This is a genomic window from Frigidibacter sp. ROC022, assembly GCF_024723735.1.
GTDB lineage: Bacteria > Pseudomonadota > Alphaproteobacteria > Rhodobacterales > Rhodobacteraceae > SLM-1.
The window spans coordinates 486280-494585 of record NZ_JANQDU010000004.1; the positions used below are offsets into that span (position 1 = coordinate 486280).

Genomic DNA, 8306 nt, shown 5'->3' on the forward strand with positions numbered 1-8306 from the left:
GCAATTCGCCAGCCCCGCATGACCAGAGCCGCTTCCCCATGGTGGTCGCCTTCGCGCCACGCCGATCGCCGCCCGGCCCTGCTGGCGCGGGGCCGCATCCAGTCGGCCCTGCGCGGCTGGCTGGCGGGGGAGGGCTTTGTCGAGGTCGATCCCTCGGCGCTTCAGGTCTCGCCGGGGAACGAGGCGCATCTGCATGCCTTTGCCACCGAGGCGATCGGCAATGACGGGCAGGGCCGGCCGATGTATCTGCATACCTCGCCGGAATTCGCGATGAAGAAGCTGCTGGCGGCGGGCGAGACAAGGATTGCGGCCTTCGCGCATGTGTTCCGCAATCGCGAGCGGGGGCCGACCCACAGCCCGGAATTCACCATGCTGGAGTGGTATCGGGCGGGTGAGGACTATTCGGTGCTGATGCGGGACTGCGCCGCGATGCTGGGTCTGGCGGCGCGGGCGGCGGGCAGCGATCTGCTGCGCTTCGGCGCGGCCAGCTGCGATCCTTTCGCCGAGCCCGAGCGGGTCTCGGTGGCCGAGGCGTTCCGGCGTCATGCCGGGATCGACCTGCTGGCGACCCTGGACGCCGACGGCACCCCCGACGCCGCGGCGCTGGCGGCGCAGCTGACCGCCCGGGGCCTGCGCTTCGGCGGCGATGACAGCTGGTCCGACATGCTGAGCCGGGTGCTGGTCGAGAAGGTCGAGCCGCATCTGGGCCACGGTCGCGCCACGGTGCTCGACCGTTACCCGGCCGCCGAGGCGGCGCTGGCCCGGCGAGCGCCCGACGATCCCCGGGTGGCCGAGCGGTTTGAGCTCTATGCCTGCGGGGTGGAACTGGCGAACGGCTTTGGAGAACTGACCGACGCGGAGGAACAGCGGCGGAGGTTCGAGGCCGAGATGGCCGAGAAGGCCCGCGTCTATGGCGAGCGCTATCCGCTGGACGAGGATTTCCTGGCGGCGCTGGAGATCATGCCCCCGGCATCCGGCATCGCCCTGGGCTTTGACCGGCTGGTGATGCTGGCCACCGGCGCACCGAGGATCGACGACGTGATCTGGGCGCCGGTGGGCTAGGGATCAGAGGGACTTGTGGGTGCCGTCGCAGAGCGGCTTGTTGGCCGACTGCTTGCAGCCGCAGAAGAACACCCGGCGGCTCTCGGTCGCCACGTATTTTACCGGGGTGAACGGCCCGGACTTGTGGCTGCCGTCGCAGAAGGGTTGCTTTTCGGACAGGCCGCACTGACACCAGAAATAGGTCTTTCCGGCTTCGACCTCGACGGGATAGGGGGCTTTCTGGGCGATCTTCGGGGTTTCCGTCATCGGTGCTCCTTCCTGGCTTTGGGGTCGACTCATGGCTGAGGCCGCCCAATCCCTTGTCACCAGGCGCGGATTGTCAACGCGTCAATGTGAACCGATCTTCCCCCAAAGATCATACTCCCCGGCTTCGTCCACCTCGACCGTCACCAGGTCGCCCGGGGTCAGCCCTTCGAAACCTTCGTCGATGAACAGGTTGCCGTCGATCTCGGGCGCGTCGGCCTTGGTGCGGCAGGTCGCGCCCTCGGCGTCCACCTCATCGACGATCACCTGCATCTGCTGCCCGACCTTCGCCGCCAGTTTCGCCTCGGAAATCGCCTGCGCCCTGGCCATGAAGCGGTTCCAGCGGTCCTGCTTGACCTCGTCGGGGACATGGTCGGGCAGGGCGTTCGAGCGGGCGCCCTTCACGTCTTCGTATTGAAAGCAGCCGACCCGGTCCAGCTGCGCCTCGTCCAGCCAGTCGAGCAGCACCTGGAACTCGGCCTCGGTCTCGCCCGGATAGCCGACGATGAAGGTCGAGCGCAGGGCGATTTCGGGGCAGATGGCGCGCCAGGCGGCGATTTCGTCCAGCGTCTTCGCGGCGGCGGCGGGCCGGGCCATGCGGCGCAGCACGCCGGGGTCGGCGTGCTGGAACGGGATGTCGAGATAGGGCAGCACCAGCCCCTCGGCCATCAGCGGCACGAGGTCGCGCACATGCGGGTAGGGATAGACGTAGTGCAGCCGGACCCAGGCGCCGAGCCGGCCCAGGTCGCGGGCCAGGTCGGTGATATGGGCGCGGTGGCCCCGCTCGGTTGCGTGCTTCAGATCGACGCCATAGGCCGAGGTGTCCTGCGAGATCACCAGCAGTTCCCGGACCCCGGCCTCGACCAGCCGCTCGGCTTCGCGCAGGACCGCATGGGCGGGGCGCGAGACCAGGCGGCCGCGCATGTCGGGGATGATGCAGAACCTGCATTTGTGGTTACAGCCTTCCGATATCTTCAGATAGCTGTAGTGGCGCGGGGTCAGGCTGACGCCGCTGGCCGGCAGCAGATCGACAAAGGGATCGGGCGCCGGCGGCACGGCGGCATGGACGGCGTCGAGCACCGCCTCGTATTGATGCGGCCCGGTGACGGCCAGCACCTTCGGATGCGCCCCGGTGATGTACTCGGGTTCGGCGCCGAGGCAGCCGGTGACGATGACCCGGCCGTTTTCCTGCAGCGCCTCGCCGATGGCTTGCAGGCTTTCCGCCTTGGCCGAGTCGAGAAAGCCGCAGGTATTGACGATCACCGCATCGGCGCCCTGGTAATCGGGGCTGATCGCATAGCCCTCGGCCCTGAGCCGGGTCAGGATCCGCTCGCTGTCCACCAACGCCTTGGGACAGCCGAGCGAGACCATGCCGATCATCGGCTGGCCGTCGCGGCGGTCGTCGTTCAGCGTCAGGCGCGGCGCAAGGTCGGGGCGGAGGTCAGGCGGGTTGATCGGCATCGCCGGCATATAGCGCCCGGGCAGGGGCGAGGGAAGGGGCGTCCGGCATGGGACGTGGCGCAAGTCGGCGCCTTCGAGTCAGCCGCCAAGGCCCATGGCCCAGGGCCCGTGGTGCCCGGAGCCGCCATCCACCCGCTCGAACCCATGCGCGCCGAAATAGTCGCGCTGCCCCTGGATCAGGTCGGTGGTGCCGCGCGCCTGGCGCATCGAGTCGAAATAGGCCAGCGCCGCCGAGAAGGCCGGAACCGGCAGGCCGGCCCCCGCCGCCGCGGCGACCACCCGGCGCAGCTCTGCCGTCGCCGGGGCCAGCAGCTTCACGAAATCGGGCGCGAAGATCAGCATGCCTTCGGGCATCCCGGCCCGCGCCGCTGCGGCCATGTCGTCGAGCATCGCCGAGCGGATGATGCAGCCCTCGCGCCAGATCTCGGCGATCCGGCCCATGTCCAGCGCCCAGTCGAAATGCGCCGAGGCCGCCGCCAGCAGCGAGAAGCCTTGGCTGTAGGCAATGATCTTGGCCGCCAGCAGCGCGTTTTCCAGCACCTCGTCGGGCAGGTCCAGCGGGGCCGTGGCCTGCCGCGGATAGAGCCGCTCTCCGGCGATCCGCGCCTCGCGGGTCGAGGACCAGGAACGGGCGCCGACCGCCGCCTCGATGGTCGAGGCCGACTGGCCCAGCCCCAGGGCCTCGATCACCGTCCAGCGCCCGGTGCCCTTCTGCCCGGCGCGGTCGAGGATCATCTCGACCATCGGTTTGCCGGTCTTCGGGTCTGCGGCCGCAAGGACGGTTGCGGAAATCTCGACCAGATAGCTTTTCAGCCGGCCCGCGTTCCAGCCCTCGAAGAGTTTCGATGCCTGCGCCGGGCTGCGGCCCATGCCGTCGCGCAGCAGGCCCCAGACCTCGGCGATCATCTGCATGTCGCCGTATTCGATGCCGTTGTGCACCGTCTTGACGAAATGCCCGGCCCCGTCCGGGCCCAGATGCGCGGCGCAGGGGGCGCCCTGGTATTTCGCCGCGATCGCCTCGACGATGTCGCGGATATGGGCGTAGCTCTCGGCCTTGCCGCCGACCATGATCGAAGGACCGTGCCGGGCGCCTTCCTCGCCGCCCGAAACGCCCATGCCGATGAAGGACAGGCCCTTGGCGCGAAGTTCGGCCTCGCGCCGCCGCGTGTCGTGGAAATTGGCGTTGCCGGCATCGATGATCATGTCGCCGGGGGCCAGCAGCGGCACCAGATCACCGATCACCTGATCGACCGGGTCGCCGGCCTGCACCATGATGATGATCGCCCGCGGGCTGGTCAGGGCGCCGACCAGTTCGGCATAGCTGGCGGTCGGCGTGAGCTTCGGGGCCAGGGAGCCGGCCTCGGCCATGAATGCATCGGTCCGGGCCTTGGTGCGGTTGTAGACCGCCACCGGAAAGCCCTTTTCCGCGATGTTGAGCGCCAGATTGGCGCCCATGACGGCGAGGCCGATCAGCCCGATCCGAGATGCCATGGTTCTGTCCTTCGTCGAAATGTCGGGCGAGAGTATCAGCCGGGGTGGCGAGGGCAAGCCACGAGCCGGGTTCCCGGCCGCCCGCGCGGCCGGCGCCGGCGAGGATCAGCCCGCGCGGGCCGGCCCTGACGGGGCCGCCGCGCCCGGGGCCGGGCGCTGTCTTCCCCCTGTCAGACGCCGAGACACCAGCGCAGCACCGCCTTCTGCGCGTGCAGCCGGTTCTCGGCTTCATCGAAGATCACCGAATGCGGGCCGTCCATCACCGCGCTGGTCACCTCGTCGTCGCGATGCGCGGGCAGGCAATGCATGAACAGCGCGTCGGGCTTGGCCTTGGCCATCAGCGCCTCGTTGACCTGATAGGGCCGAAGCTGGTTGTGCCGCCGCTCGCGCGAGGACTGGCTGTCATGCATCGAGACCCAGGTATCGGCGATCACCAGATCGGCGCCTTCGACGGCTTTGTCGGGGTCGCGCTCGATCGTGATCGTGGCGCCCTTGCTCCGGGCCAGCCCGACGAATTCATCCTCGGGGTCCAGTGTCGGCGGCCCGGTGAAGGTCAGATCAAAGCCGAACTCGCCGGCCGCATGCAGCCAGGAGGCGCAGACATTGTTGCCGTCGCCGCACCAGACCACCTTGCGCCCGGCGATCGGGCCGCGATGTTCCTCGAAGGTCAGCACGTCGGCCATGATCTGGCAGGGATGGGTGCGGTTGGTCAGCCCGTTGATCACCGGCACCGTGGCGTATTCCGCCATCTCCAGCAGGGTCTGTTCCTCGAAGGTCCGGATCATGATCAGATCGACGTAGCGGCTCAGCACCCGTGCGGTGTCGGCAATGGTCTCACCATGGCCCAGCTGCATTTCCGAACCCGAGAGCACCAGGGTCTCGCCGCCCATCTGCCGGACTCCGACATCGAAGGACACCCGGGTGCGGGTCGAGGGCTTCTCGAAGATCAGGGCGACGATCCGATCCTTGAGCGGCTGCTCGTCATCCGGTGCGCCCTTGGGCCGGCCGGCGCGGGCGGTCTTCATCGTCCGGGCCTGGTCGATCATCTGCCGCAGCGCCTGGGGGTCGGTCTTGTGGATGTCGAGGAAGTGGTTTGTCATGGGTCTCGCCTTTGACGGGCCGGGGCGCCGTTCGCCCCGGGTTCCCGGTAGATATTTCAGGATTGAGCGGGCATCAGCCGGCGGCGGCCTCGACACGGGCCGCGGCCCGGTCCAGGCGCGCGACGGCCTCGGCAATGTCCTCGTCGGGGATGTTGAGTGCCGGCAGCAGGCGCAACACGTTGTCGGCGGCGGGGACGGTGAGCACCTCCTCGTCGAAGCCCGCCTTGACCAGATCGGCGGCCGGGGCCCGGCATTTCAGCCCGAGCAACAGGCCGGTGCCGCGCACCGAGTCGAAGACCGTGGGATGCGCCGCGACCAGGGATTCGAGCTTTTGCCGGAACAGGCCGGCCTTGCGGTTGACCTCTTCCAGGAAGTCCGGCGCCGAGACCAGGTCGGTCACCGTCTTGCCGATGGCGCAGCCCAGCGGATTGCCGCCATAGGTCGATCCATGGGTGCCCGCGACCATGCCGCTGGCGGCATCCTCGGTGGCCAGGACCGCACCCAGCGGGAAGCCGCCGCCGATGCCCTTGGCGACCATCATGATGTCGGGGGTTATCCCGGCCCATTCATGGGCGAAGAGCCGCCCGGTGCGCCCCATGCCGCATTGCACCTCGTCGAGGATCAGCAGGGTGCCCGAGGCGTCGCAGATGTCGCGCATGCCTTTCAGGCAGGCGTCGGGCAGCACCCGGATGCCGCCCTCGCCCTGGATCGGCTCGACCAGGATGGCGGCGGTGTTGGGGGTGACGGCGGCCTGCAACGCCTCGTGATCGCCGAAGGGCAGATGCACGAAACCCGGCAGCAGCGGGCCGAAGCCCTTGACCATCTTCTCGGCCCCCGCAGCGGCGATGGCTGCCGCGGACCGGCCATGGAAGGAGCCGTCGAAGGTGATGATGTCGGTCCGCTCGGGCTGGCCCTTGTCGTACCAGTACTTGCGCGCCATCTTCACCGCCAGTTCGCAGGACTCGGTGCCTGAATTGGTGAAGAAGACGGTATCGGCAAAGGTCAGCTCGACCAGCTTGTCGGCCAGCGCCTCCTGTTCCGGAATCTGGTAGAGGTTCGAGACATGCCAGAGCTTCGCCGCCTGATCCGAGATCGTCCTGACCAGCGCCGGATGGGCATGGCCGAGCGCGTTGACCGCGATCCCGGCACCGAGGTCGAGCATTCGGCGGCCATCGGTGGTGACAAGCCAGGAGCCTTCACCATGCTCGAAGGCAAACGGTGCGCGGGAATAGGTCGGCAGGACGGACGGGATCATGTGGGACTCTCGCAAGATGAAGCCCGGATAAGGCAACGGCCTTGGGGCGGTGTCAACGGAAAGCGGGGAGGGACTGGGCATCTGCCGGATCCGGGGACCGGGCAGCAGGACAGGACGTCAGGCGCAGCAGCGTCGGCGTCGGGGCAGGGCGGCAAGGGCAATGCGGATGTCCATGCGCGGCATGTAGCAACTCCCGCCCGGCCTGTCCAGCCGGCGGAGTGCCCCGCGCCGGGATCGGCACATCTGCTTGAAATCGTCGCAGCTGCCTTGTATCCACGTCCGTCCCCACTACAATAGGGGAAACAAATTCCCCGAGACCGCAGGCCCGCCCCGATGAGGTGGTGCCTGGTCAAGCCCGAAAGGCATCCGATGTCCTGGACCGATGAGCGTGTCGAGACGCTGAAACGCATGTGGAACGAAGGCCAGTCGGCCTCGCAGATCGCCAAGGAACTTGGCGGCGTGACCCGGAACGCGGTGATCGGCAAGGTTCACCGCCTGGGTCTGTCGAACCGGGTCGGCGCCAACGCGGCCGCCTCGACCCCGGCGCCCGCCGCCGCTGCCGCCGCCAAACCGGCGCGCGAAGCGGCGCCGGCCCCGGAACCCGAGTCCGGCGCCGCCGAGGCCCGGCCGGCCGAAAAGCCGGTGACCCCGCATCGCAAGCCGGTGATCACCGCCGGTCAGCCGCTGCCGCCGCAGCCCGCCGCCAACGAGATTTCGCCCGAGGCCCTGGCCTCGGTCCGCGAGGTCGAGAAGAAAGCGGCGCGGATCAGCCTGATGGAACTGACCGAGCGGACCTGCAAATGGCCGATCGGCGACCCGGCGACCGACAACTTCTGGTTCTGCGGCCTGGCCGCCCAGCCCGGCAAGCCCTATTGCGAGGCCCATGTCGGCGTCGCCTTCCAGCCGATGAGCTCGCGCCGGGATCGGCGCCGCTAGGATCGTTACCGGGCGCTGCCCTCAGGGCAGGGCCTGCAACAGCGCCGCGATGATGCCGGTGCCCGGCATCGGCAGGCTCAGGGCCAGCCCGACCCCGGCGATCCAGGCGGGGATTGACGGCAGGGCGGTGAAGAACGCCAGCAGACCGGAAATGCCGACGGCGGTCATCGGCGCTGCCCCTGTCGGGTTGGTGTCATGCGATGATCCTCCATGGCTCGGGATAGGTGACTTCCTCGAGATTCACGCACGGCCCGATCCGGTCCACCACCGCAAACAGCCCCGGCGCGTGCAGCGGTGTCAACACCCCGTGCCAGGTGCCCCGGTGCAGATTGATCCCCTGACCCGGTGCGGTCAGGAAGGCCAGCGGCCTGCCGGGACGGCCCCCGGCATCGGGCGCGACGCTGACCAGGAAGGGATGTTCGGTCATCGGCAGGAAGGCCTGCGAGCCCTTCGGGTGCCGCTCGACCAGGGTGAGCTCGTAGGGCAGGGCGCGCGGCTCGGCCCGGAAGATCGAGATCCCCGCCCGGCCCTCGCCGTCGAAGTCCAGCGTCGCGCGGTCGTGCCAACGCCCGCAGAGCCCCTGGTTGATCAGCTTGTCCGGCGCACCGGCAGCCTCCAGCACCTCGCCGAAAGGGGCGAAGGCGGCGGCGGTGAGCGGTTGGGCGGTGATCTGTTGCATGGGATGGGCGGCGGGGTCCGGGGGGGGGGGGGGGGGGGGGGGGGGGGGGGGGGGGGGGGGGGGGGGGGGGGGGGGGGGG

At 69.1% G+C, this 8306-nt stretch carries 9 protein-coding genes; 2 read left to right on the top strand and 7 right to left on the bottom strand.

The window, feature by feature from the left end; genetic code table 11:
* Positions 1 to 18: 18 nt before the first annotated feature.
* Complete coding sequence (gene epmA / locus NUW50_RS18315; RefSeq protein ID WP_258290608.1) at positions 19 to 1062, top strand: EF-P lysine aminoacylase EpmA; 1044 nt, start codon at positions 19 to 21, stop codon at positions 1060 to 1062.
* Between the two features lie 3 nt (positions 1063 to 1065).
* On the opposite strand, the gene NUW50_RS18320 is transcribed toward epmA, so the two are convergent.
* From NUW50_RS18320 to NUW50_RS18340, 5 genes are all read right to left on the bottom strand, one after another.
* Positions 1066 to 1308, bottom strand: a complete 243-nt coding sequence (locus NUW50_RS18320) for a CDGSH iron-sulfur domain-containing protein (protein ID WP_258290609.1) — start codon at positions 1306 to 1308, stop codon at positions 1066 to 1068.
* Between the two features lie 81 nt (positions 1309 to 1389).
* Complete coding sequence (gene rimO / locus NUW50_RS18325; RefSeq protein WP_258290634.1) at positions 1390 to 2766, bottom strand: 30S ribosomal protein S12 methylthiotransferase RimO; 1377 nt, start codon at positions 2764 to 2766, stop codon at positions 1390 to 1392.
* Between the two features lie 78 nt (positions 2767 to 2844).
* A complete protein-coding gene (gene gndA / locus NUW50_RS18330) occupies positions 2845 to 4257 on the bottom strand; it encodes an NADP-dependent phosphogluconate dehydrogenase (protein ID WP_258290610.1) in 1413 nt (470 codons plus the stop codon).
* 170 nt (positions 4258 to 4427) lie between these two features.
* On the bottom strand, positions 4428 to 5357 hold the full coding sequence (argF, locus tag NUW50_RS18335) for an ornithine carbamoyltransferase (RefSeq protein WP_258290611.1): 930 nt from the start codon (positions 5355 to 5357) through the stop codon (positions 4428 to 4430).
* Positions 5358 to 5430: 73 nt separating this feature from the next.
* A complete protein-coding gene (locus NUW50_RS18340) occupies positions 5431 to 6612 on the bottom strand; it encodes an aspartate aminotransferase family protein (protein WP_258290612.1) in 1182 nt (393 codons plus the stop codon).
* Positions 6613 to 6981: 369 nt separating this feature from the next.
* Here NUW50_RS18340 and NUW50_RS18345 point away from each other — a divergent pair, with 369 nt between their 5' ends.
* Positions 6982 to 7548 (top strand): GcrA family cell cycle regulator, encoded by a 567-nt coding sequence (locus NUW50_RS18345; RefSeq protein ID WP_258290613.1) that lies wholly within the window; start codon positions 6982 to 6984, stop codon positions 7546 to 7548.
* A gap of 21 nt (positions 7549 to 7569) precedes the next feature.
* Here NUW50_RS18345 and NUW50_RS18350 read toward each other — a convergent pair whose 3' ends face one another.
* Positions 7570 to 7716, bottom strand: coding sequence for a hypothetical protein (locus tag NUW50_RS18350; RefSeq protein ID WP_258290614.1), 147 nt, complete (start codon positions 7714 to 7716; stop codon positions 7570 to 7572).
* 25 nt (positions 7717 to 7741) lie between these two features.
* Complete coding sequence (locus tag NUW50_RS18355; protein ID WP_258290615.1) at positions 7742 to 8227, bottom strand: ureidoglycolate lyase; 486 nt, start codon at positions 8225 to 8227, stop codon at positions 7742 to 7744.
* Positions 8228 to 8306 lie beyond the last annotated feature (79 nt).